The following is a 25,488-nucleotide window of genomic DNA, read 5'->3' as shown; positions in this document are numbered from 1 at the left end:
GCAGAGCAAGCGTTTCCACTGTAAAGATGTAACGAAAGCGCCATTTCCCGGGGCGGGATGTATTAAAACTAAGCCGACCACGGCGGAGATCGTTGTGTGAGCCCCTTGGTCATAGTATTCTGCTCACGTTTTGTCCTTGAGCAGGCCGATCAAGAGCCTGTAGTCCCACTACTTCACCAGCGAAGTCCTGAGGAGACCCATGCACCCTGCCCTGCTGCCGCCGGCATGCGCCATGCCGCTGCTGTTCGCCGCCACACTGGTTTCGCTGCCGGTATCGGCCACCCCCGCCAGCTATCGCATCGCCCACCTGGAACCCATGTCGTGGTGGGCCGGCATGCGCCACCCCGCCCTGCAATTGATGGTGCACGGCGAGCGCATCGCCGACCTGCAGCCGGCGATCGACTACCCGGGCGTGCGCATTGCCGGCACCACGCGCGTGGCCAACCCGAATTACCTGTTCATCGACCTGGAACTGGCTCGCGACGTGCGGCCGGGGAGTTTCGCGATCGCCTTCAGGCCCGCGGGCCAGGCCGGCGACAAGGCGCCGCCGGTCCTGACGCATGAGTACCGGCTGCTGCCCCGCGCACCGGGCTCGCGCGAGCGGCAGGGCTTCGGCGGCCGCGATGCGATCTACCAGGTGATGCCGGACCGTTTCGCCAACGGCGACCTGGCGAACGACAGCGCCACGGCGATGGCCGACAAGGCCAATCGCGCGGCGGGCGGTGGCCGCCACGGCGGCGACCTGGCCGGCATGGCCGCGCATCTCGGCTATGTGGCGGAGATGGGCTTTACCCAGGTCTGGCCCACGCCGCTGCTTGAAAACGACATGCCGGCGTACTCCTACCATGGCTACGCCGCTACCGACTTCTACCGCATCGACCGGCGCTATGGCGGCAATGAGGACTTCCGCGCGTTCGTGGCTGCGGCGCGCGGCAAGGGCATCGGCGTGATCCAGGACGTGGTGCTGAACCATATCGGCGCCGGCCACTGGTGGATGAAGGACTTGCCGATGCCGGACTGGATCGGCTACGGCGGCAAGCCGGTGCTGACGAAACACCACCGGGTGGCGAACGGCGACCCGTACGGCAGCCGCGCCGATGCCCGCAATTTCACGGAAGGCTGGTTTTCGCGCGGCATGCCGGACCTGAACCAGGCCAATCCCTTCATGGCCACCTACCTGATCCAGAACACCATCTGGTGGATCGAGTATGCCGGACTGTCCGGGCTGCGGATCGATACCTACGGCTATTCGAACAACGCCTTCCTCACCGAATGGTCGCGCCGCGTGCTGGACGAATACCCGAACCTGAACCTGGTCGGCGAGGAATGGAGCACGCGCGTGCCGGTGGTGGCGCGCTGGCAGCAGGGCAAGCAGAACCACGACGGCTACCTGTCTCACATGCCGTCGATGATGGATTTCCCGCTCAACGATGCGTTGCGCCGCGCGCTGGCCAGCCCGGTCGATGAAAAAGGCGTCGACAGCAACCACGGCACGTTCAGCCTGAACGACCTGTATGAAACGCTGGCCCAGGACCACCTGTATCCGGCGCCGCAGGACCTGGTGCTGTTCGAGGGGAACCACGACCTGCCCCGCACCTGGAGCGTGCTCAATGAAGACATGGGCCTGTGGCGCATGGCGATGGCCTACCTGGCCACGGCGCCGCGCATCCCGCAGTTCTACTATGGCACCGAGATCCTGATGCCCAGCACCACGCAGGGCCGCGACGACGCCTCGTACCGCCACGATTTCCCCGGCGGCTGGCCGGGCGACAGGGTGAACGCCTTCACTGGTGCCGGCCTCACCGCCGCGCAGCGCGAAGCGCAGGCCTACCTGAAGAAGCTGCTGAACTGGCGCAAGGGCGCCACGGTCGTCCACGGCGGCCGCACCATGCACTTCGGGCCCGAGCAGGACACCTACGTGCTGTTCCGCTACGACGGCACGCGCAAGGTGGTGCTCGCGCTGAACAAGAACCCGAAGCCCGTCACGCTCGACACCGGCCGCTTCGGCGAAATGCTCGACGGCGTGGCCACCGGTACCGACGTCATCACCGGGCAAACCTTTAACTTCGACCGCGGCATCGCGCTGCCGGCCCGCACGGCCATCATCCTGGAGCTGAAATGAACCGCACCGCCATCGCCACCGCCACCCTGGCCCTGCTGGCCGCCAGTCCCCTGCAATGCGCCGAACAGGAAGTCCCCTTCGGTTCCTGGGGCCGGCAGGAAAATGTCCGCATCACGACGCCGGACGACACCGCGCCGCTGCGCACCTATACGCACCGCACCACCATGGCCTTGCGCGACGGCGATCCGCAAACCGTCACGTATGCGGAAAACGCCGACCTGCCGCGCGTGCGCAGCGGCAACCTGGCATTCGATGCGCTGTTCGCGATGGCGATGGCCGAGATGCGGCAGGATGCCGTGTCCCACATCCGCGACGACAGCTACAACGTCGATGACAAGCGCGCCGGCCAGCCGATTCCCTGCGAGTGCTTTGAAACGGGCGAGAAATGGCATTACGTGTGGACCCGCGACCTGTCGTACGCGGCCGGCCTGGGCCTGGGCATGCTCGATCCCCGGCGGGTGCGCAACTCGCTGCAGTTCAAGCTCTCCGGCTACCGCGACGGGCTGAAGAAGCCGGCCGCCGTGCCGGGCAGCGACGATGGCCTGCAGATCGTGCAGGATACCGGCAGCGGCGGAAGCTGGCCGGTCAGCACTGACCGTGTCACCTGGGCATTCGGCGCCGACGAGGCGCTGAAGGCGTTGCCGCCGGCGGAGCGCGCGGCGTTCGCGCCCATCGCCCTGAAGGCCCTCCGGAACACCATCGAGATCGACCGCGTGGCCGTGTTCGATCCCGCGGCGGGCCTGTACAACGGCGAGGAATCGTTCCTCGACTGGCGCGAGCAAAGCTATGCGGGCTGGATCCCCGGCCAGCTGGCGCACATGGCCACCGCCAAGGCCCTGTCGACCAACGTGGCGCACTACAAGGCACTGTCGCTGGCCGCGCAGCTGGCCGGGGAACAGGGCGATGCCGCCGCGGCGCAGCGCTACGGCGACTGGGCTGTGCAGCTGAAGGATGCCATCAACCACCGGCTGTGGCTGAAGGTTGCCGGCATGTACAGCAGCCTGACGGCCGGCCACTTCGACGGCGCACCGCAGCACAAGTTCGACTGGCTGGGCCAGGCGCTGGCCATCGTGACCGGCGTGGCCGACGCCGGGCAGGCCGCCAGCATCGTCGAACGCTATCCGCACGGGCCGATGGGCGCGCCGGTGATCTGGCCCCAGCAGCCGGACCGCGCGGTGTACCACAACCGCGCCATCTGGCCGTTCGTCACGGCCTACGGCCTGAAGGCGGCGATCCAGACGCTGAACGTGGAAGCGGCCGATGCCGCCTACGACACGCTGCTGCGCGCGGCCGCCGTCAACGCCTCCAACATGGAAAACTTCGAGTGGCTGACGGGCTTGCCGATGTTCGATCCGAGCGGCGGCAAACGGCCTGAGCTGGCCGGCCCGGTCGTCAATTCGCGCCGCCAGCTGTGGTCCGTCGGCGGCCTGGCCGGCGCGCTGATCGGCGGCGCGTTCGGCATCTCCACCACCAGCGACGGCATCGTCGTCGCCCCCTTCATCACGTCGAAACTGCGCAACGAGGCATTCCAGGGCGCCGGCAGCGCCACCCTCTCCGGCCTGAAGCTGCGTGGCCATGCGATCGACGTGCAGGTGGTGCTGCCGCCACCGCAATTCCAGGCCGGGTACCACGAGGTGCAGCAGGTGCTGCTGAATGGCAAGCCGGTCGATCCGCGCATCAAGTGGGCCGACCTGGCCGAGCGGAACACCATCGTGGTGCAGCTGGGTCCCCTGCTGCCGGGGCGGCAGAAGCTGACCAGGGTCGCCGCCGATCCGCTGGCCATCGATCCCGCCGTGTTCTCGCCAGCGGAACCTGCGATCGCCTCCGCCAGCCGGGGCAAGCTGGCGTTCGGCGCCGCGCCGGCCGGCGGCGCCGTCTACAACGTCTATCGCGATGGACGGCTGGTGGCGGCCAACGTGAAAACCGCGGCGTGGACCGATCCGGCGCCGCGCCCCGCCGCGTGCTATGCGGTGGAAGCGGTGTACCCCGTCTCCGGCAACCGCAGCCACCACAGCGCACCCGCCTGCACCGGCGCCGCGATCGACATTCCCGCCGGCGACGCGCGCATCGTCTCCAGCATCAGGGCGCGCGGTGGCGTGATCGGCGGCTGGGGCGCGCCCGAGGACACCTTCAAGGCCGGCATCACGGTCCGGCAGCCGGGCACCTATGCCGTGCAGGTGCACTATCGGAACAACGCCCACCAGGTCAACCTGGGCATCACCGGCGGCGTCAAGTGGATGAAGGTGCTCGATGCCGGCGGCGGTACCGTCGCGCAGGGCGTGGTGCAGCTGCCTCACTCGCCCGAAGGCCAGCCGGTGTATTCGACGCCGCTGGCGGCGCAGCTGGCCGCTGGCCGCTACACGGTCGAACTGACGGACTTCATCAACATGAGCAGCCTGCAGTCGAACGCCACGTACGCCGATGCCGGCGGCAAGGCGGGCCCGATGAACCGGTTCGACATCCACGGCCTCCGGCTGCTGGCCACGAGCGCACCCGCACCCGCCCCGGTGGCGAAGGGCCGCCTGGAAATCGTCGACAGGTTCGCCTCGCCACAGCTGGGCAACGAACGCAAGCTGCGCATCTGGCTGCCGCCCGGCTATGACAGTAACGCCGGCAAGCGCTACCCGGTGCTGTACATGCACGACGGCCAGAACCTGTTCGACCAGAAGACGGCCTACAGCACCGAATGGCATATCGACGAAGTCGCCGACCGCCTGGCCGCGCAGGGCGACATGCGGGAGATCATCGTGGTCGGCGTCGACAACACGCCGGACCGGAACGCCGAGTACACGCCATGCTGCGACCCGCGCTGGGGCGGCGGCAAGGTGGCGGCCTATGGCCGCTTCCTCGCCGATACCGTGAAACCGTACATTGACAGCCACTACCGCACGCTGCCGGACCGCGCCAATACCGCCGTGATGGGATCGTCGTTCGGCGGCCTGGCGTCGCTGTACATGGCGCAGCACCACGCGGACGTGTTCGGCCACGCCGGCATCATGTCCGGCTCGTTCTTCTGGAATGGCGGCGCGCTGGTCGGCGCCGCGCCGCGCGCCGCGACCACGCCGGTACGGCTGTACGTGGATGCGGGCACGGGCATGGATGGCGTCGAGAGCACCCGCGCCTTCCACAAGGCGCTGCTGGACAAGGGCTGGCGCGACGGCGGCAACGTGCTGTACGTGGAAGACGAAGGCGGCATCCACAACGAGCGGGCCTGGGCCGGCCGCGTGCACCGCGCGCTGACCTGGTTCTTCCCGGCCGCTCAGCCGCGCAGCGGCAAACCGGCTTCCGCGCCGGTGGCGCAGGCGGCGCCGAAGTCGATGCAGTAAATATTGGTATCGCGCAGGTCCGGCGGAAAGCGCGCGCTGCGCAGGAAGCTCAGCCCGAGCTTTTCCAGCAGCGCGATCGATGGCGCGTTGGCCGGGCTGGCGATGCCGAACAGGCGCCGCAGCCCCAGCTTGCGGCGGGCGTGATCGACGATGGCCGCCGCCGCTTCATGCGCATAGCCCTGGCCCCAGTAAGCCGGCGCCAGCGCATAGCCGATGTCGGTGCCGGGCAGCGTATCGCGCAGGATCAGGCCGCACAGGCCGAGCGGCGCGCCGTCGGCCTTGCGTTCCACGAGGTACAGCGAATAGCCGAGCAGCCGCTGCAGGCGCATCGGCCCGGCCACGATGGCGGCGCGCGCGTCGTCCAGCGTGCGGATGCCCTTGTCGCCGATGTGTTCCAGCCACGACGGCTCGTTCACCAGCGCCAGGTAGAACGGCGCATCGTCCTCGCGCATCGTGCGCAGCAGCAGCCGCTCCGTTTCCAGGATCTTCATCGGGCCCTGCCCAACTGGCGGAAGTCGGCGCTGGCGGGCCGGCCCGGCAGGTCGAGGCGCGCCACGGCACGCGGCGATTCGGCCACGATGCGGCCGCGCCGCATCACCATGCGCCGCGCCGCCCGCAGCCGGATCGCCTCGACCGGATCGGCCGCGTCGAGCAGCACCAGGTCGGCGTGGCAGCCCGGTTCCAGGCCGTACCCTTCCAGACCCAGGATGCGGGCGGGATTCTCGGTGACGGCGGCGAAGCACGCGCGCATCGCCTGCTGGCTGGTCATCTGCGCCACGTGCAGGCCCATGTGCGCCACCTCCAGCATGTCGCCGGACCCCATGCCGTACCACGGGTCCATCACGCAATCGTGGCCGAACGCCACGGTAACCCCGGCCGCCATCAGTTCCGGCACGCGCGTCATGCCGCGCCGCTTCGGGTACGTGTCGTGGCGGCCCTGCAGCGTGATGTTGATCAGCGGGTTGGCGATGGCCGCCACGCCGCTTTCCGCGATCAGCGGCAGCAGCTTGCTCACGTAGTAGTTGTCCATCGAATGCATCGACGTCAGGTGCGAACCGGCCACCCGGCCGTGCAGTCCCAGGCGGTTGGTCTCGAAGGCCAGCGTTTCGATGTGGCGCGACAGCGGGTCGTCCGATTCGTCGCAGTGCATGTCCACCATCAGGCCCTGTGCCGCGGCGAATTCGCACAGCACGCGCACCGACTCGGCGCCATCGGCCATGGTGCGCTCGAAGTGCGGAATGCCGCCCACCACGTCGACGCCCATGCCGATCGCCCGCTTCAGGTTGGCCAGCGCGGTGGGGCTGCGCAGCAGGCCGTCCTGCGGGAACGCCACCAGCTGCATGTCGAGGTAAGGCGCCACGCGGCGCTTCACTTCCAGCAGCGCCTCCACGGCCAGCAGCCGGTCGTCGCAGACATCGACATGGGTGCGGATCGCCAGCAGGCCGCGCGCCACCGCCCAGTCGCAATAGCGCATGGCCCGTTCGACCAGCGCCTCCTGGGTCAGGGCCGGCTTCAGTTCCCCCCACAGCGCGATGCCTTCGAGCAGCGTGCCGCTGGCATTCACGCGCGGCAAGCCATACGACAGCGTGGCATCCATGTGGAAGTGCGCGTCGACGAACGGCGGCGCGACCAGGTCGCCTTCGGCATCGATCTCCCGCGCGGCGGTGACGGCGAGGCGCGGGGCCACGGCGGCGATACGGCCTTCCTGCACGGCGATGTCGATGCCGGTACGGCCATCGGGCAGCGTGGCGTTGCGAATGACAAATTCCATGAGCGAGCTCCGGCAATGGGGATGGCCGATTGTAGGGATAACGGGCCGCGGCATGCAACGCTTGCCGCAGAAATGGATGTTGCAGTGCATAAATCAACGAATAAAGAAAGCACAAAGCGCTTTGCAATGCCTTGTTTCATCGCTAGAATGCCTTTATTGCAACGCACCATTCCTTGTTCTTAGGAGAGCTCATGTCTTCGATTACCGAACAGATTTCCGCAACGAGCAGATCGCAGTTAGAAAGCCAGCTCAACTTCCTGAACAGCGTGCTGAAGAATACCGTCGAGGGCGCCGGACAGATCGTGGCGCTGAACCTGAGCACCGCGCGCAATGCCGCGGAGCGCGGCACGGCCGCGGCGCGCCAGCTGATCGAAGCAAAGGATTCGCGCGCCGTCCTCGACCTGGCCAAGCCGGCCTCCGCCATCGAAAGCCTGGTGGCTTACCAGCGCGAACTGTTTTCCATCGCCAGCCAAACCCAGCAGGCCTGGCTGAAAACGGCGACGGACCGCCTGCGCGCCGTGCCCGGCAAGACGCTGGTGCTGGCCGCGCCCGTCGTGGCGCAGGTGTCGGAATCCGCGGTCAACGCGGCGACGGCTGCCACCAACGCCGCCGCCGAGGCAGCCCAATCGGCCGCCACCGGCGCCACCGACACGGCATTCCGCGCCGCGCAGGCGGCCAGCGACGCCGCGCAGGCCGCCTCGAACAGCACGGTGGAAGCGGCCCGCGCGGCCAGCGGCACCGCGGCGCAGGCCGCCACCACGGCTGCTCAAGGCACCACCGAAGCCGCCACCAAGGCCGTGCAGGACACGAGCGAGGCCGCCACGAAGGCCACGCAGGACGCCACCGAGGCAACGGTCAAGGCCACCCAGGACGCCACCGAAGCGGCAACCAAGGCCACCGGCGACGCTGTCGAAGCGGCCAGCAACAACATCGCCAGGGCAGCCGAAGCGGCACCGGCCACCACCGACGTGGTCGTCGAAGCGGTGGAACGCGTGACGGAAGCGGCAGCGCAGGCACCGGTCGCGGCCGAACCGGCCGCGTCGACCGCGCCGCTGTTCGAGACCGAAGCGGCGGCATCGAAAACCGTGCGCGGCAAGCCGGCCACGAAACCGGTCGCCGAGGCACTGGCCGCGCTGGCCGACAACAAGCCGTCCCGCTCGGCCCCGGGCAAGTCGCGCAAATAAGCAGCAACCAGGTTGCAAGCAAGCCGCAAGCGAACCGGCAACTCACCGGCAAACAAGCAGGCAAGCAAGTCCATCCCTTCCGCCGCCGGGTCCGCACGGACCCGGCAACGCGCTCCGCCCGCCTGATGTATCCTTGCGAGCTTCACTGAAGGATATGTCATGAGTTTATCGAGGCTGATCACGGGCTTCGTGAGGGTGCACTGGCGCGCGTATGCCAGTGCCGGCGTGATGCTGGCGCTGGTCGCCGTCATCGGTGTCTGGATTCCCCGCAAGGTCGGCCAGCTGGTCGACGCACTGGCCGCGCAGCGCCTCCCGCACGCCGAACTGCTCGAAGGCGTGGGGCTACTGCTGCTGGTCGGCGTGGCCAATTATGGCTTGCGCGTGGCATGGCGCATCAAGCTGTACTCGACCGCCTACCGCCTGGGCGTGGAATTGCGCACCCGCTTCTACCGGCGCCTTACCTTGCAGGGTCCGGCCTTCTACCAGAAGCAGCGCACCGGCGACCTGATGGCGCTGGCCACCAACGACATCGATTCGATCGAGCAGGCCGCCGGCGAAGCGATGCTGGCCGGCTTCGATGGCGCCCTGACGCTGGTGCTGGTGATCGGCATCATGACGCTGGGTGTCGACTGGCGGCTTTCGCTGGTCGCGCTGCTGCCGTTCCCGCTGATGGCCTACGCGTTCTGGCGCATTTCCTCGCAGATCCACAAGGCCGCCGCCGATTCGCTGAAGCGCTTTTCGGCGCTGAACGACCATGTGCAGGAAACCCTGTCCGGCGTGCGCACGCTGCGCACGCTCGGCCTGGAAGGACGCAGCGCCGCCACGTTTTCCGAACTGGCCGGCAAGGCGGCCGACGCGGCGCTCACCGCGCAGCGCTGGGAAGCGGGCTATGAACCGGCGGTCGGCCTGACGCTGGCCGCCGCCACCGGCCTGACGCTGGGCGTGGGCGGCTACCTGGTGTGGACCGACCAGCTGACGATCGGCGCGCTGACCAGTTTCTCGATGTACCTGGGCCAGCTGATCTGGCCGATGTTCGCGGCCGGCTGGGTGCTGTCGCTGCTGGAACGGGGCCGCGCCGCGTGGCAGCGGCTGCAGCCGATGCTCGACGCGCCGCTGACCATCGCCGACCACGGCACGCTGGCCGAGCTGCAACCGGGCGACCTGGCGCTGGAACACCTTACCGTCTGCTATCCCGGCCATTCCGAGCCGGCGCTGGCGGACGTCTCGCTGCGCCTGCGCCCCGGGCAGACCCTGGGCCTGGTGGGGCCGACCGGCTCCGGCAAGACCACGCTGCTGCGCGTGCTGCTGCGCCAGATGGCGCCGCAGTCGGGCAGCGTGCGCTGGAACGGCCATGCGCTGGAAGACTACCGGCTCGATGCGCTGCGCAGCGCGATCAGCTGGGTGCCGCAGGAATCGTTCCTGTTCTCGGCGTCGATCGCCGAGAACATCGCGCTGGCGAAGCCCGGCGCCACCCGGGCCGAGGTGGAACATGCGGCCGACCTGGCGGCGATCCACGACGACATCCTGCTGTTCCCGCACCGTTACGAAACGGAAGTGGGCGAGCGTGGCATCACGCTGTCGGGCGGGCAGCGCCAGCGCGTGGCGATCGCCCGCGCCCTGCTGTCCGACAACGACCTGCTGCTGCTCGACGATGCGCTGTCCGCCGTCGATACCGGCACCGAAACGCGCATCCTCGAACACCTGGAAGAACTGCGCCGCGCGCGGCCGGTCCGCAGCGCTATCATCGCCAGCCACCGGCTATCGGCAGTGGTGAACGCCGACTGGATCGTCGTGCTGCACCACGGCCGCATCGTCGAGCAGGGCACGCATGACGAACTGCTGGCGCGGGATGGCTGGTATGCCAGCCAGTGGCGCTACCAACAACTGGAGGCGAGCCTCGATGCAAGCTGAAGACCTGGCGACGGAGAAAGACGCACAACAAAGCGTGGAAAAAGGCGTGGAAAAAGATGTGGAAAAAGGCGGGGAACAAGCCGCCGACCCGGCCCATGCCGACTCGATGCGGCGCGCGTTCGGCCTGCTGAAGACGGCCGCCGGACCGGAAGGGCACCACCTGTGGTGGGCCGTGCTGTGGCTGGCCATCGCCGCCGGCCTGGAAGTGATCGGCCCGCTGCTGGGCAAGCGGCTGATCGACGAGTACCTGCTGCCGCGCGTCATGGACTGGACCGCGATGGGCCTGCTGCTGGGCGCCGTGGTGGCCACCGGCTGCGCCTCCACCTGGCTGCGCTACCTGCAGCTGGTGCGCCTTTCCGGGCTGGCGATGCGCTCGGTGCAGCGCCTGCGCGAGCGGGTGTACGGCCACGTACTGCGCCTGCCGATGGCGTTCTTCGACCGCGCCATCACCGGCCAGCTGGTGTCGCGCGTGACCAACGACACCGAGGCGGTCAAGGGCCTGTACATCCAGGTGCTGTTCGTCATCCTCGACAGCACCATCGTGCTGGCCGGGACCATCCTGGCGATGGCATGGCTGGACTGGCGGCTGATGTCGCTGGTGGTCGGGCTGATGCCGTGCGTGCTGCTGATCGTGTGGCTGTACCAGCGGCTGTCGGCGCCGGCCGTGGCGAAGGCACGCCAACTGCGCAGCGACATCAACGCCCAGGTGGCGGAGTCGATCGGCGGCATGAGCGTGCTGCAGGCGAACAATGCCCAGGCCCGCTTCGCCGAACGGTTCAGCCGCACCAACGAGGACCAGTACACCCAGCGGGTGGCCGAGATCCGCGCCAACGCCTGGCTGCTGCGGCCGGCGCTGGACATGCTCAACGTGGTGCTGCTCGCCTCGGTCATCTGGCTGTTCGGCCAGCGTGCCGACGGCACCGTGCTGGGCGTGGCCGAGGTGGGCGTGCTGTATGCGTTCATCAGCTATATCGCGCGGGTGATCGAGCCGCTGATCCAGATCACCATGCAATTCTCCCAGCTGCAGCAGTCAGTAGTGGCCACCGCGCGCGTGGCCACCCTGCTCGACGAGGCGGGCTCGCCGGAACATGGCAAGGGCGCATCCGGCGAGGCGGCCAACGAGGCTGTCGCGCCGGGCACGCCGGCCATCGACATCCGCCACCTGGACTTCGCCTATGTCAACAACCAGCGGGTGCTGCACGACCTGTCGCTGCAGATCCCGCAGGGCGCCTTCTACGGCATCGTCGGCCATACCGGCAGCGGCAAGTCGACACTGCTGTCGCTGCTGCTGCGCTACTACCCGGCGCCGCGCGGCAGCATCCTGATGAACGGCCAGCCGCTCGACGATATCGGCCTCGACGCGTTCCGCGCCCGCGTGGGGCTGGTGCCGCAGGACCCGTTCCTGCTGGCCGCCTCGGCGCGCGAGAACATCGACATGGGCCGCAACCTGCCGGCCGAGCGGATCGAGCGGGCCGCCCGGGCCGCGCATGCGCACGAGTTCATCACGGCGCTGGAAGACGGCTACGACACGCTGCTGGGCGAAGGCGGCTCGCGGCTGTCGTCCGGCCAGAAACAGCTGATCGCGATTGCCCGGGCACTGGCCGGCGAGCCCCGCGTGCTGCTGCTGGACGAAGCCACTTCGCGCATCGACAGCGCCACCGAGCAGATCGTGCAGCAGGCGCTCGATGAACTGCGCGGCCAGGTGACGATCATCGCGATCGCCCACCGCCTGTCGACGATCCGCGATGCCGACCGCATCGTGGTGCTGAACCATGGCCGCATCGAGGAATCCGGTTCGCACGACGCGCTGATGCGCATCGAGGGCGGCCTGTACCAGCGCTTGTACCTGTTGCAACAGCTGGCGGCCTGAGCTTGCAAACCCGGCAATGACGGCGAAATAACGTTGTTGCGAAAATGCTGTGCGGGACCGCCCATCCGTGAAATATCACGGGTGGGCGTGAGATTCCATATGGCAACAGGCCTATAATAAGGCACAGCCGTGCACTACCCCAGCGCGGCAAGAACTTGCCGTGGCCACCCTGCTCCCTATCCCCCGTCTCCGCGCCGTACGCCGTTTCGCCGCCGCCCTGGCGCTGGCGCCCGCGCTGGCGTTCGGCCAGGCCGACCTGGATGCGGAGCTGGCGGCCACGCGTGAAATCGTGCGCTTCGTCCCGGACGACGCGGCCGCCCGGCTGGGCCGGCTGGAAGCGAGGGCGCGCGCGGCGCCACTGGCGACCCGCGCCGAATTCCTCTGGCTGTACAGCAGTGCCATCCGGCGCAGCGGCGACCCGAAGCGCGCGCTGGCGATGGGCGACGAGCTGGTGGCCTGGGGCCGCGAGGCGCGCGACGACGCCACCTATGCCAAGGGCCAGCTGGCCCGTGCCTATGCGCTGTACGAGCTGAACGACCTGGCCGGTTCGCACAAGGCGAACTTCGAGGCGGAACGGGCGGCCAATCTTACCGCCGACCTGCCGCTGCGCGTGCAGGCAACCATCTCGGCCGGCCAGTCATTCCAGGAACAGGGCAACTACCCGGCCGCACTCGGCAAGCTGCAGGCCGCCATCGACCTGGCGCGCAAGGTCGCGGATGACGACGCGCCGCTGGCCGGCGCGCTCAATGCGCTGACCTTTCTGTACACCGACATGAAGCAGTACGACAAGGGCTGGGAAGTGCAGCGCGAATCGCTGGAGGTGGCGAAGCGGATGCGCTCGCCCGGCCGCCTGGCGATCGCGCTGGGCACCGAGTACGGCCTGGCCATCGAATCGGGCCAGTACGAGCGGGCGCGCCGTGCGCTGCAGGAAGGCCTGGCGGTGGAGCGCCGGCTGGGCGCGCGGCAGATGATCGCCGACACGCTCGTCAACCTGTCGGACAGCTACCTGAAGGAACGCGACTATGCGCGCACCGCCGATGCCGCGCGGCAGGCGCTGGCGGCGGGCGTGGACATCAACAGTCCCAGCGTGATCGCCACGGCGCGCGTCAACCTGGGCCAGGCTTACCTGGGGATGGGCCGGGTGGCCGAGGGCAAGCGCCAGTTCGAGGCGGGCCTGGATGGCTTCGAAAAAAACGGCGACAAGCCCGAACTGCAGGCCGTGCTGATCGAATACGGCGCCGCGCTGGAGCGCGCCGGGGACTACCATGGCGCCATCTCCGCCTACCATCGCGAGCGCAGCATCTCGGACGAGATGTTCGCCGAACAGCGCCAGAAGGCCGTGCTGGAACTGCAGCAGAAATACGATACCGAAAAGAAGGCCCGCCAGATCGAGGCGCTGCGGCAGGAAAACCGCGTCAAGGGCGCCGAGCTGGACAATCGCCGCCTGCAGCAGCGCATCTGGTGGCTGCTGGCGCTGGTGTTCGCGCTGGCCGCCGTGGTGGTGGGCCTGCTGTACCGCAAGGTGCGCCAGGCCAATGCCCAGCTCGAGGTGAAGAACCAGGAACTGAAGCAGCAAAGTTCGCTCGATCCGCTGACCTCGCTGTACAACCGCCGGCATTTCCAGGACTTCATGCGCACCCACGCACAGGTGGAGCGGCGCCACCATGGCGGCGCCGCCGGCGACGAGCTGGTGGGCGCGCTGTTCCTGCTCGACGTGGACCACTTCAAGCACATCAACGACACCCATGGCCACGCGGCCGGCGACGCGGTCCTGAAGACGATCGCCGCCAACCTGCGCGAAACGCTGCGCGAGACGGACATGATCGTGCGCTGGGGCGGCGAGGAATTCCTGGCGTTCCTGCCGGCGGTACCGCGGGATGGCCTCGATGACGTGGCGCGCCGCATCCTGCGCGGCATCTCGTCGCAGGCCATCGCCTACGGCGAGAAGACGCTGCGCATCAATGTATCGGTGGGTTTCGCACCCTACCCGCTGGCCCCGGGCGGCACGCCGCTGTCATGGGAGCGCGCCGTCAACCTCGTCGACATGGCGCTGTACATGGCCAAGTCGCACGGCCGCAACCGCGCATATGGCCTGCATGGCTTCCATGACCTGGAGCGCACCACGCTGGAAGCGATCGAGCAGGATCTGGAAGGCGCATGGCGCAACGGATTCGTCGACCTGGCCGTGGTGGCCGGCGATGTGCTGCCGGTGGATGGGGTCGAACGGCAGGATGTGCCGGCTTGAGGGCCTGGACCGCTGCGGCGGACCGACCGGTTTTCGCATGATGTTGCCGATTTCCTGAACAGAAAACCGGTGCCGTACACTTTTCCCGACAAAGACCTTCGGAAAAAATGTCCGGCACCAGACGCAGCGGCCACTGGCTACTTCGCCTTGCCCTTCGCCTCGTCCTCCTGGCGCGCGGCCTCGGCGCTGGCCTGCATCTTCTCGCCGGCCCGCTCGAGCTTCTCGCCCACCACCTCGGCTGCCTTGTTCAGCTGCGCGCCGGCCTTCTCGGCCGCCTGGTCCAGCCCCCGGCCGGTTTCCCTGGCCGCATCCTGGAAGTCCTCGCGCGCCTTTTCCAGGTGCACGGCGGCCTTGTCGGTCGCCTGGTCCAGCTCGCGGCCAGTGTCCTTCGCCGCGTCCTGCAGATCCTCGCGTGCCTTGTCCAGGTGGCCGGCGGCCTTCTCGGTGGCCGCGTCGATGTCCTTGCCGGCGCGCTCGACGGACTCCTCGACACGGCGGTCGTCTTCCTTGTGGCAGCCGGCAAAAGCCAGCAGCAGCGCCAGCGTTCCGGCGCCCATGATGAATCGTGATGGTCGTTGCATGATGTCCTCCTTGCCGGCAGCTTAACAAAATTCGCCGGCGCAGCGCGGCGCGGATGCCGGTGGCCCTATTCGCAGCGCTGGCCGACCCATTCGCGGCCGCCCTGGACGCAGGCGTGCAATTCGCGCTCCAGCCGGGCGGCCCTGTCGCGCAAGGCGCCGCACTCGGCGCCACCGGCCGCGGTGCACTGGCCGGCGAGGCCGATCGCGCTGCGGTAGTTGCCCTGGGCAAGTTCGCGCTCGGCTTCGCCCTGCAGGCGGCGCGCTTCGGCGCTGCCGGACGCCGTCCTTGCCGCGGTCGCCACCAGGGGCGACGTGGCCGGCTGCGGCGGCGCCGTGGACAGCGGCGGCGGATAAGCGCCCTGCCCGGCCGGCCGGCCCTGGCCGGGCCTCGCCTGACCCGGAGCCACCTGCGCGCCTTCCAGCAGCGTCGCTTCCAGCATCCGCGACAGCGCTTCGCGCAGCGAGTCGATGCGCTGCCGCGTTTCCGGCCGGCGCAGTTTCTCGGCAGCGTTCAGCTTGGCTTCGACGCAGGCGCGGTCCCGCCGGTCCAGGCAGGCGCTGGCATCGTCCAGCAGTTTCTCGGCACGGCGCGCATCGATGCGGCTGCGCATCTCGCGCGCGGGCTCGTCCTCGCCCCAGCGCTTGACGAATGCCGACAGCCGCGTCGAGGCCTTGTCGAGCGCGTTCGCGGCCAGTGCGGTTTCCAGCGCAGCGCGGGTGTCCGACCACGCCTTGGCGCGCTGGCTTTTCTTTTCGCAGGCCGGTGCGGTGGCGGAAATGGCTTTCTGCAGGCGCGCCAACTGGGTCGCACTGGCCTTCTCGCGGCGCAGCTCGGCCAGCGCCTCGCGGGCATCGCCGATCTTGCAGCTTTCGGTCAGCGCGACGGCGTCGTCCACTTTCCTGTCCAGTTTCTTCGCCGGATCGCCCGGCTTGACCAGGAACCAGATCGCCAGCAGCAGCAGCGCCACGAACAGCCAGGTGCCCTTACCGATTGGCTTGCGCAGCGGCGGCTGCGATGGCCCGCCCGGCACCCCGCCCGGCGGCCGGGGCACGCCGGCGGCGGGCTGCGGTTGCTGGTAGCGCGGCGGCTGGGCCGGCTCAGGGCGCGGCGCGGCCGGCGGCCGGGCCGGTGCCGCCGGCGATGGCGTCGGCGCGGCGGCCGGCGTGCGCGGCGGTATCGGTGCAACCGGCGGCGTCGGAGGCAATGTGGGAGGCGAAGCGGGCGGCGGCACCGGCGCCGGCGGCGGAACGGCAGCGCGTGGTGCCGCGGCGGCTTGCGCGGTGCCGCAGTAAGGGCAGAACCGCACGGCGCGGGGGAAGCCGCGCCGGCAGGCTTCGTTTATGCAGCGAAAGTCTGGCGTCACCGTTTACTCCGGGTCGGGGATATCGTCCACCGGATCGGGGATCGCCTGGGCGAACAGCGGCGCCAGTTCCGCCACCGCCCCGGCCGGCTGCCATTGATCCACGTGCGGCACCCAGCGCATGTTCCAGGCCTTGGTGGCGGCGGTGACTTCGCCGCGCGCGATGCGCTCGGCCAGCTCGGCCACCGTGTACGGGCCCTGCTGCATCCGGTTGACGAACACCTTGAACAGGGAGGACGCGGCGGACGCGGTGCCCGATGCAGCGGAAGACGCGGCGGCCGGCGTGGCAATGCCAGCCGGCGCATTTACCGCCTTGGCGATCGACACGCCGCCGGCCAGCAGCGCCTGCGCCGCGGCATTCCCGGCCAGATACTCGGCGCGCGGCACGCGCTTGTCGACGCTGTGCTGCACTTCCCACTGGTAGGCATCGGACGCCGATCCCGGCACCGGCTCGCTCCACTGCGTAAGCAATTCCAGCGCGCGGTCGAGCGCGCCGGCCAGCGAGGGCTCGGCCGCCAGCGCGCGCCGCAGCCATTCGTCGTGCAGGCGCTTGGCCGTGATGTTCGGCAGCGAAGGCGACGGCAGCTCGGCGCCGGTCTCGTCCACTTCCAGGCGCGGCTGGTAGACGCGGTGCTGGAAATAGCGCATCAGTGCCGCCAGCAGCAGGAACTGGTGCGGCCCCATGCGGGCCAGGCGCTGCTGCACGGTGGCCACGATCTGCTCGCGGTAGTACGACGGCAGCCCGTTCGAGCGCACCGCGTACTCGTTGCCTACCTGCAGCCATTCGCCGGAACCCTGCTCCACTTCGAACAGGTACTGGCCGCGCGGCTGGAACGATGCCTCGCGGTCGGCCAGGTCGGCCTTGCGTTTCAGCACGCCGAGCGCCACGGCCTGCAGGAACCATTCGTAGTCGTCGGCCAGCCGGTTCAGTTCATCCATGCCGGGCGCGATCGGGTGCCGGAAGCGCGTCGCATCGAAGTGCAGGTGGGTCGGGATCTTCGGGTTCTCGATCTGGTACGAGGTGCGCCAGGTGGGCAAGCCGCGCAGCACCGTCATCGGATAGCCGGACAGTTCGATGTAGCACACCGCCCGGCCCTTGACGCCGGTGTTGACGATGTTGACCAGCTCGCCGTGGAAATAGCCGGTGGGCGCGGCGGCGCGGATTTCCGGTTCCAGCCGCTTCCACGCATTGACGTCGCCCACGCCGACGAAGCACTTGAACTGGTCGGCGCCCGGCGTGAACTCGGCCGAGAAGCGCGCGTTCACCCACGGCATGGCGCTCTTCAGCCATTCGGCGAACACGCGCTGCCGCTCCTGCACGGACATGGCCAGCAGGCGCTCGAGCAGCGGATCGGCCGGTTCCGCGTTGCCGCCCGCTTCCAGCTCCTCGGTGGACAGCTGCGTCTGCGCCCGGCGGAACAGTTTCAGCAGCAATGACGAACGCAGCTTCTCGTCGCCCAGTTGCGGGAACAGCCGCGCCGAGCCGCCGAATTCCAGCAGCACTTCCTCGCTCCACGCCGACACGTCGCCGGTCAGCTTCACGGGCGGCGGCGGCTCGTCGCTGGCCAGCTTCATGTAGGTGGCATGGTCGTGCTGCGCGTCGGCGCGCAGCTGCGCCACGCGCTGGTCGACGGCGCCCAGCATGGCTTCCACGCAGCGGCGCCCTTCCTGGAATTCGCCGGCGATGCCGGACCATACGGCCTGGCCCTTTTCATCGACCGATTGCGGCTCGCCCAGCCACGCGGACACTTGCCGCAGCACCTCGGCCGACTGGCCCGCCGTGACGGACAGCAGGTGGAAGCGCAGGTAATCGGCGATGTCGCGCTTCAGGTGGACGATCACCTCGCGCGCCTGCGCGCCGGCGTTGATCCACTTGCTAGCGGCCTGCGAAAGATTGTTGAGCGATTCCTCGACCTGCCGGGTACGCAGCGCATCGCGCATCTCGCGGTAGCGGCGCTCGTTGTGTTCCATGCGCGGGATATCGCGCTGGGCCACGCGGGCCTTGATCTGCTCCAGCAGCGACAGCACGAATTCCAGGCCGCCCTGGCGGCGGTCGTCCAGCAGCGCATACAGGCGCTCGCGCACGCGGCCCTTCAGGCGCATCACCAGTTCCTGGGTGTGGCGCTTCAGCCGGTCTTCGCTGGTCTCGGCGATGGCGCCGGCTTCGCGGATCGCGTCGCGCTCCAGCTGCGGCAGCAGCTCGGCGATCTTGGCGCGCCATTCCTTCAGGTCGTAGCCGCCGGTGATGCGGTCGATCTCGGCCTGCACCTTCGCTTCCACCCGCTCCAGCAGCGAGCGCTGGTCCTTGTCCATCAGCAGCTGGTCGGTCAGCGCGTATTCCTGGAACGGCGTGACTTCCACCGTGCCCTTCTTGAAATCGGGGAATTCGTCGAACGGGCGCTCGGCCAGCCACATGTGCTCGCGCATGAACACGTCGCGCTCGCCGTCGCCGGCGCGGCGCGCGGGCGCGCCATCCTTGCCGATGATGCCGAAGAACGCTTTCACCATCAGCGCCGCCAGCTCGTAGGCGCGGATATCCTCGCGCAGGCCTTGCTGCGTGTCGAGCACGGACTGGCCGAACGCCGAGTAGACCTTCGAATACGACAGGCGCATGTCGCCGAAGCGCGTCTCGGGCACCTTCGGGTTGAACGGACCCAGCTTGTGCTGCTGCTGGTTGACGGCGACCGAGCGCTTCCGGTTGGCGAAATCGGCCGAGGCGAAATCCTCGAACAGCGAATCGGCCACCATCTGGTAGACGTCCTTGACATCCTGCGTGGCCTTGTTCGCCAGGTTGGCGGTGTCGACGAAATACACGTCGTCATACGGCGCGCCGCGGCCGACCAGGCTGTCCGGATCGGCCCAGCGCACCTGCGCGTTCATGTCGCGCATCGCCGTCTCCATTTCCATCAGCGTGGCGTAGGCATTGGCCTCGGTGCGTTCCTTGTTGGCGCGCGCATACCCGGTGGGCATGAACATCACCAGGTCGACCTGGCTGTCGGCCACTTCCTGCCGGGCGATCGCCTTGGCCAGCCAGCCCAGGTCGAGCGCCGTGCCGGCGCCGGTGCCGCCGGCGTTCGAGGCGATGACGACGATGCGGAACTTCGATGTATCCACCTGCAGGCCCAGGCGCTGGTAATTGTCCTTGCGCTCGATGCCGGCGTTCGATGCCAGGAAGTTCAGCGCGCCCTTGATGCGGCCGCGCAGTTTCGGATATTTGTCGAACAGGTACAGCCGCGCCACGGCGCGGATCTGGCCCGCGCCCAGCGAGGGATCGATGCCCAGCGAACGCAGCTTCTTCGGGCGCAGCGGCATCCAGTTCTCGATCAGCGGGAAGCGCGCCAGGCTGTCGTCGGATTCGTGGTACTGCTGCAGGTCGATCGGCTCGACCAGCCGCTCTTCGTCGCCCAGCTTGACCAGTTCATACCACGGGTCGGTGCGCTGCGACTTGCCCTCGTCGATGACGGCGCCGCTGTCCAGGTCGATATGGAGGAAGCGCGCGACGGGGAATTCGCCGATCGATTCCACCCGCGCCGGATGATGCCGGTTCCACACGGCCGACAGGATGCGCCGCCGGATCCGCATCATGACTTCCATGCCCGTGCCGCCGGCGCCGATGAACAGCGTCGGCCGCAGGTCGACTTTCAGCTCGGTCTTTTTCCCGATCGGATCCACGGCCTACCTCCGCCCGGTAAACAGCGCGCCCGCGATCGCCGCGATGCCGAACACCAGCAGCGTGCCGGTGATGGCCACGTTCAGGAACTTGGTGGAGTTGACGAAGCCCAGCACCACCGCGGCGGACAGGAACGCCAGCCCGAAGAACAGCAGCCAGCCGGCCGTGTCGGCCGACGACGGCGCCACGCGGCGCCGCACCAGGTGGTTCGAGAACGCGTTGCGGGCAAAGAAGAAGATCACCAGCAGGAACAGGAACACGGCGCCGCCGATGGCGATGTCGCGCGTGGACGTGTCGGTGGCCGGTGCCTGGCCTTCCGGCGCGACCTCGATGCCGGTGCCCGTGGTTCCTGCCGTGCCAGCGCTATCGCCGGGCGGCGTGGTGGACAGCGTGCCGTCGCCGGTCGGCGCCTGCGCGGCTTTGTCTTCGGGGATCCGGAAACCCGGATCGCGCTGGGGTTCGTTGGCTTGCATGGTTTTTCCTCTGGTTTCTTGTCTGGCGCTCTTTGCGACTTTTATTTGCCACTTCTGCCAGCGAGCTGGACGTTGGCGCCTTCGCGCACGTTCGCCAGCTGGTATCCGAACAGCGTGGTGTGCAGCTCGGCGACCTGGTCGCCGGCCGTGTTGTACAGCGGGGTCTTCGCGCCGGCCTTGGTGCGCAGCGTGCGCGGTTCGCCGTCGACGCTGACGACGACCTTGCGGCCGCGCGTGGCGGCCACCGCCAGCGCGCCGGCCGCCGCCAGTACCGCGAACAGGCCGCCGATGGCCGCCAGCAGCGGGCCGGCGCCATATTGCAGGCGCACTTCGACGGGCAGCACGGCGCGCGAGCCCTGGATCCGCGCCGGCGGCGTGAAGATGTCCGGCAGCGGGTCGCCGGGGAACAGCTCGGCCATGCGCTGGCGGAACGCCTGCGACAGCTCCAGCCGCTGGTTGGCCAGCGTGACTTCGATGCGGCCCGGGATCACCTGCGCGGAGCCGGCCGTGGACAGCGCCGCCAGCGACCACTTGCCGGGCAGGTTCGCTACCGGCAGGGTCAGCGACGACGCCAGCGGCTGCGGCTTGCCCGGCGCGAGATTGCGCACCGCATCCGTCTGCAGGGCGACGGGTTTGACTTCACCGGCCAGCGCGGCTTGCGCACTGATGTCGGCCGCCGTGATCGTGTACGGGTACATGGTGTTTTCCAGGCGCCAGGTGATGCGGGCCGCGTGGCCGGACGATGCGCCGGCCGGCGTGCCGGCATCGAGCTCGGCGCGCAGCCGGCCATCCGGCAGCACGGCGTAGCGCACGCCCGGGGTGTTTTCCACGCGCGCCGGCACCAGGCGCACCGTGTCCTGGTCCAGCGGTTTCAGGCGCGCCGGCATTTCGGTGATCACCTGATTCAGGCGGCCGCTGGCCAGCAGCGCATCGAGTTCGCGCGCGCCCTGCTCCTGCACGGCGAACACGTAGACCATCAGGCCGCCCGCGCTGTACTGCGCGCCGCGCACCGGCATCTTCAGCGGAAACGCCAGCGCCTTGCGGATCGCCGCGCCTTCGTGGATCAGCTGGTAGAACTCGCGGTTGCGGCGCGCCGTGGCCTGGTCGTTGTTCGGGCTGTTGCGGTTGTTCGTGAACAGCCACACGAGGCCGGGCTTGCCGCCCAGCGCGCCGTCGATGGCGCTGCCCACGGCTTCGCCCAGGTCGGTATCGGCCATGGCCTTGCCGCCCGGCTTGCGGCCCACTTCCAGCGGATCGAGCACGGCGCGCAAGCTGGCCCGGTCCGGCTTGCCCTTCTGCGCCAGCAGCGCGCGCGGCGATGGCGCGCCCGGCAAGCCCTGGTTGAACGCCGCCAGCACCAGCGCATCGCCGGGCGCCATGGCCGCCTGCACCACTTCCGTCACCAGCGCCTTGTAGGGCGATGCCGGGTCCGTATAAAACGGTTCCATCCAGCCGGAGTTCTGCACCAGGAACACGTGCGACGCCGCCTGCGCGGTGAAGGTGGCACAGCACGCGAGGACAAGCACCGGCCAGCGCTGCCAGCGCGTCACGCGAAGCCCTCCAGCTTCCAGCCGCGGATCTCGTTCCACGTCGGGTGGTGCAGCCACAGGCTGCCGTGCCAGACGAACGGCACGCACTCGCCCGGGTTCTTCAGGCGGGCGATCTCGTCGAGGATCACGTTCTGCCGGCCGATCCATTCGACGAAGGTGCGCGGCAGCACCTCGCCGGCCAGCGCCGCCTCGGCGCGGCCGGTAAAGCCGGGGAAGCGCAGCACCAGGCCGGACGGCTGGTCGCGCGTGGCCGATACCGCTTCCAGCAGCGGCAGCACGAGCGCATCGCCGCGCGCCTGGTCTTCCACGTCCTCGACCGACCAGGGATCGTCCTTGACCTGGTGGCCGCGGCGGAACAGCAAGGTGCCGAAGCCGAGCCGCGCGCCGTCGATGGACTCGACCTGTGGCGTGCCCAGGCCGGCGCCATCGTCCAGCGCGCGGAACGAATAGTTGGCGCCGTCGTTCCCGATCAGCCACAGGCGGCCGTCGCGGCTGCGCGCCGGGCCGCCGAACTGCAGGCGCGGCACCCACGGGAATGGCCACGGCAGCCAGCGCGGCGGATGGCCGGGGCGCCACAGCAGCTGGCCTTCCTCGTGCAGCCAGTACAGCCGGCCGTCGTAGCTGAACGGGCGCGACCAGCCGGCCTGCGGTACCGGCACGGCGGGATCGAGCGGGTCGATCTCGAGCACTTCGGGATCGGCGCCATCGGCGGCCGCACTCCACAGGCGCACCCCATCGGGCGTGACGAACGGGCAGGCGATGCGCCGGCCGACGCCACCCGGGCTGGCGGCCAGCCGCGCCTGGAACACCGGCTCGGTGCGCCAGCTTTCCGCAAGCGGATTGACGACCAGGCGGAACAGGCCATGCGCCGTGGGCACGATGCCGAACTCGCCGCGGCGCCGCTCCCCCTGCGATTCCGCCGGCGGCAGCCACGCATAGGCCGACGCGGTGAAGTGCAGGTCCGCCGCGCCTTCGTCCGCCGCGAAGACGTGCCAGCGCGCGCCGGGCGGATCCCAGTACTGCACCACGTTGCGGGTGTACGCCAGCGCGACCAGGCGCTGGGCGGAAAAACCGAAATCGGCGGCGGCGAACACGCACACCGCGTTTGGCGGCGCGGGCATGCGCCAGTCCGGCCGGCCGACGGCCGGTTCCGGCTCGCGCCCTTCGAGCGCCTCGCCGAGCGGCAGCGCCGTCTGGGACAATCCGTGGGGTACATGCCGCGGCAGCGTGGCAGCGCCGGGTGGCAGGAGGCCGGTGGCCGGCCCCCACCATGCCGCATGCTGCACCGGCCCGGCGCGATGCAGCGCCGCGCCGCATTCGGGGCAGAAGGAGAATTCGGGCGGGAAGATCGCCGCGTGCGTGCACGTGGTGGGCAGCGCCGCGCCCACCAGCAGCGCGACATCCGTCAGCCGGTTGCGCGCCAGTTCCCAGTCGATGCGGGGCACGCCCTGCACCGCCTCGAGCACGAAGCGCGTGGACGTGGCGGCATCCTCGCGCCACACGCTGTCCCCGGCCCGCCACCATTCATCCATCGATCCCCCATCCACGTTTGCAATCTTGTTGCGTCAATCATAACGCATTTGACTGCCGCCAGATGAACTGGAGGTGACCCAAAACAAAGGCGCTGTGCGCGGTAATTGGGGGAACTTCCTGGCGGAATGATCGTCTGACCTCCTGTTGAGCTACTTCATGTATTTGAACTACTTCATGTATATCAGGAGGCGACATGGGCGCGGCGGATGTTCAGGAATTGATTGAAGCGTTGATCCAGCAACAGCTTTCAGAAGACCAGGTCACATTGCTGCACAGCTTCCTGGCCAACGTCGAGCAACCAGGCCAGTGCCTTCGCCTGATCGAGGAAGCCGCCGGGAGACCGCCTTGTCCGCACTGCGGGTGCCAGCGGGCCCATCGTTGCGGACAGGCCAGTGGCTTGCAGCGCTATCGCTGCGTGGCGTGCCGGCGCAGCTTCAACGCCTTGACCGGCACACCGCTTGCCCGTCTGCGCCTGCGCGACAAGTGGCTGCAATACCTGCTATGCCTGATCGAGTCGACCCCTGTGCGCTCGGCAGCCAGGCGCGTGGCGGTGGCCAAGTCGACCAGCTTTCGATGGCGCCACCGTTTCATCGCCGCCGTGCTCCGGGCGCCCCGTTCGCAGCTATCAGGCATCGTCGAGGCCGATGAAACTTATTTGTTGGAATCACAAAAAGGCTCCCGGCATCTGGACCGCCCACCCCGCAAACGCGGCGGTAAAGCCAGCCGACGCGGCATCAGCAAGGAGCTGGACTGCATCCTCGTTGCCCGTGACCGCAACCGTCAAACCTGTGATTTCGTGACGGGCCGCGGCCCGGTCACTGCTGGCCAGCTGATGAAACACCTGAAGCCCGTGCTGGCGGCCGATGTCCTGCTCGTCACCGATGCCGCCAAGGCGTACCAGGCTTTCGCGAAGCAGGCCGGCATCACGCACGAAGCAATAAATGTGCGTGCCGGCGTCCGGGCGCGCGGCGCACTCCATATCGAAGGGGTCAACGGATGGCATGGCCGCTTCAAGACCTGGCTGCGGCGATTCAATGGTGTCGCCAGCCGCTACCTGGCGAATTACACCGGCTGGCTACGTGTGCTCGATGCCGCCGAGCTGACGGCACCGCGGCACTGGTTGCGCGTTGCCGTGGCGCCAGACTAACTGATCGGCTCTTTTGTCGAGCTCGACATGTGAAAAAGTTTCGTGCTCAACGGCAAAGCTATTCAACGCGAACAGCGCCAAAACAAAGCGCCCCGCACAGTGGCGGGGCGTTGATTTGACAGGTTTTTATCGCCGTATCGCGCCGGATCGGCTTTTTTTGTCAGCGCTCGGTGTCGATGGACGATTTTTTCGGTGGCGGCGGCAGCGCCCAGGTCACGGTTTCGCTGGCGGGCGCGGTGTCCATCGCATCGGAAAATTCCAGCCAGCGCTTCAGGCTGTCCATGCGGCGGATGTTGATGCCCTTGCCGCTGATGTAGCCCACCTGCTCGAAGTATTCCAGCTTGGTCGTCATCTTCGACGTGGTCGGCAGGTCGTCCACCAGACGGGCATAGGCCTTGCGGGCCTTCAGTTCCCACTTGGCCAGCGTCGGTTCGTTGAAGCGGTTGCTCTCGTAGTAGATCGTCACGCTGCGGTCGTGGTTGCCGAAACCCACCACGGCGGCGCCCTTGCGCACCAGTTGCAGGACATCGTCCTTGATGTCCGCTTTCGGCACGAACAGGGCAGCGCGGCCATCGGCATCGGGGCGCTCCAGCGGCAGATCCTGGCCAAACGTAATGCTCATCTTTGCTCCGTGATTGCGTCGGCCATATAGGTGTTGCCGAGTGGATATATTCGGCGATTCTACTTGGGGTTGCGGCCAGTCACAAGCGACACGCGACTTATAATGTGCTCGCCGCAACACTT

General features: G+C 68.5%; 16 protein-coding genes. 7 read left to right on the top strand and 9 right to left on the bottom strand.

Translation table 11 applies throughout. The features are described 5' to 3' along the window. The first annotated feature begins 199 nt into the window (after positions 1–199). Together EYF70_RS03630 and EYF70_RS03625 are read left to right on the top strand one after the other, a co-directional pair. Positions 200–2,122: a glycoside hydrolase family 13 protein gene (locus EYF70_RS03630; protein ID WP_229420691.1), complete on the top strand. Its 1,923-nt coding sequence runs from the start codon at positions 200–202 to the stop codon at positions 2,120–2,122. Further along, on the top strand, positions 2,119–5,448 hold the full coding sequence (locus EYF70_RS03625; RefSeq protein ID WP_131144183.1) for an alpha/beta hydrolase-fold protein: 3,330 nt from the start codon (positions 2,119–2,121) through the stop codon (positions 5,446–5,448). The genes EYF70_RS03630 and EYF70_RS03625 overlap by 4 nt, the downstream gene beginning before the upstream one ends. Here the strand turns inward: EYF70_RS03625 and EYF70_RS03620 are convergent. Beyond that, a complete protein-coding gene (locus EYF70_RS03620) occupies positions 5,382–5,939 on the bottom strand; it encodes a GNAT family N-acetyltransferase (RefSeq protein ID WP_131144182.1) in 558 nt (185 codons plus the stop codon). The genes EYF70_RS03625 and EYF70_RS03620 overlap by 67 nt on opposite strands. Further along, positions 5,936–7,219 carry an amidohydrolase family protein gene (locus tag EYF70_RS03615; RefSeq protein WP_131144181.1) on the bottom strand — a complete coding sequence of 428 codons (1,284 nt, stop codon included), beginning with the start codon at positions 7,217–7,219 and terminating at the stop codon, positions 5,936–5,938. The genes EYF70_RS03620 and EYF70_RS03615 overlap by 4 nt, the downstream gene beginning before the upstream one ends. Positions 7,220–7,410: 191 nt before the next feature. Between EYF70_RS03615 and EYF70_RS03610 the strand changes: the two genes are divergently transcribed. The 4 genes from EYF70_RS03610 (at position 7,411) to EYF70_RS03595 (ending at position 14,429) form a co-directional block, all read left to right on the top strand. Further along, entirely contained in the window at positions 7,411–8,403 is a 993-nt protein-coding gene (locus EYF70_RS03610; protein ID WP_131144180.1) for a phasin family protein, read from the top strand. A gap of 159 nt (positions 8,404–8,562) precedes the next feature. Continuing rightward, positions 8,563–10,314, top strand: coding sequence for an ABC transporter ATP-binding protein (locus EYF70_RS03605; protein ID WP_131144179.1), 1,752 nt, complete (start codon positions 8,563–8,565; stop codon positions 10,312–10,314). 106 nt (positions 10,315–10,420) lie between these two features. Next, a complete protein-coding gene (locus EYF70_RS03600) occupies positions 10,421–12,184 on the top strand; it encodes an ABC transporter ATP-binding protein (protein ID WP_131148876.1) in 1,764 nt (587 codons plus the stop codon). A gap of 160 nt (positions 12,185–12,344) precedes the next feature. Next, positions 12,345–14,429 (top strand): tetratricopeptide repeat-containing diguanylate cyclase, encoded by a 2,085-nt coding sequence (locus EYF70_RS03595; RefSeq protein ID WP_131144178.1) that lies wholly within the window; start codon positions 12,345–12,347, stop codon positions 14,427–14,429. A 137-nt stretch (positions 14,430–14,566) separates the two neighbouring features. On the opposite strand, the gene EYF70_RS03590 is transcribed toward EYF70_RS03595, so the two are convergent. The 6 genes from EYF70_RS03590 to EYF70_RS03565 form a co-directional block, all read right to left on the bottom strand. Continuing rightward, positions 14,567–15,010 (bottom strand): hypothetical protein, encoded by a 444-nt coding sequence (locus EYF70_RS03590; RefSeq protein WP_131144177.1) that lies wholly within the window; start codon positions 15,008–15,010, stop codon positions 14,567–14,569. A 65-nt stretch (positions 15,011–15,075) separates the two neighbouring features. Further along, the gene (locus EYF70_RS03585) at positions 15,076–16,374 is read right to left on the bottom strand and encodes a hypothetical protein (protein ID WP_131144176.1); all 1,299 of its coding nucleotides are present in this window, start codon (positions 16,372–16,374) and stop codon (positions 15,076–15,078) included. A 3-nt stretch (positions 16,375–16,377) separates the two neighbouring features. Further along, the gene (locus tag EYF70_RS03580; RefSeq protein WP_229420690.1) at positions 16,378–20,043 is read right to left on the bottom strand and encodes a tubulin-like doman-containing protein; all 3,666 of its coding nucleotides are present in this window, start codon (positions 20,041–20,043) and stop codon (positions 16,378–16,380) included. 3 nt (positions 20,044–20,046) lie between these two features. Then, a complete protein-coding gene (locus EYF70_RS03575) occupies positions 20,047–20,514 on the bottom strand; it encodes a hypothetical protein (protein ID WP_131144175.1) in 468 nt (155 codons plus the stop codon). Positions 20,515–20,555: 41 nt separating this feature from the next. After that, positions 20,556–22,064: a hypothetical protein gene (locus EYF70_RS03570; RefSeq protein WP_131144174.1), complete on the bottom strand. Its 1,509-nt coding sequence runs from the start codon at positions 22,062–22,064 to the stop codon at positions 20,556–20,558. Continuing rightward, positions 22,061–23,596, bottom strand: a complete 1,536-nt coding sequence (locus EYF70_RS03565) for a hypothetical protein (protein WP_131144173.1) — start codon at positions 23,594–23,596, stop codon at positions 22,061–22,063. Before EYF70_RS03565 ends, EYF70_RS03570 begins: the two co-directional genes overlap by 4 nt. A 194-nt stretch (positions 23,597–23,790) precedes the next feature. On the opposite strand from EYF70_RS03565, the gene EYF70_RS03560 reads away from it, so the two are divergent. Next, complete coding sequence (locus EYF70_RS03560; protein WP_131144172.1) at positions 23,791–24,744, top strand: IS1595 family transposase; 954 nt, start codon at positions 23,791–23,793, stop codon at positions 24,742–24,744. Between the two features lie 160 nt (positions 24,745–24,904). Here the strand turns inward: EYF70_RS03560 and EYF70_RS03555 are convergent, their stop codons facing one another. Beyond that, positions 24,905–25,366, bottom strand: a complete 462-nt coding sequence (locus EYF70_RS03555) for a hypothetical protein (RefSeq protein WP_131144171.1) — start codon at positions 25,364–25,366, stop codon at positions 24,905–24,907. Positions 25,367–25,488 lie beyond the last annotated feature (122 nt).

This window comes from Pseudoduganella albidiflava, assembly GCF_004322755.1.
In the GTDB taxonomy this organism is placed as follows: Bacteria; Pseudomonadota; Gammaproteobacteria; order Burkholderiales; family Burkholderiaceae_D; genus Rugamonas; species Rugamonas albidiflava.
This window is presented reverse-complemented; position numbering and strand designations above follow the sequence as displayed.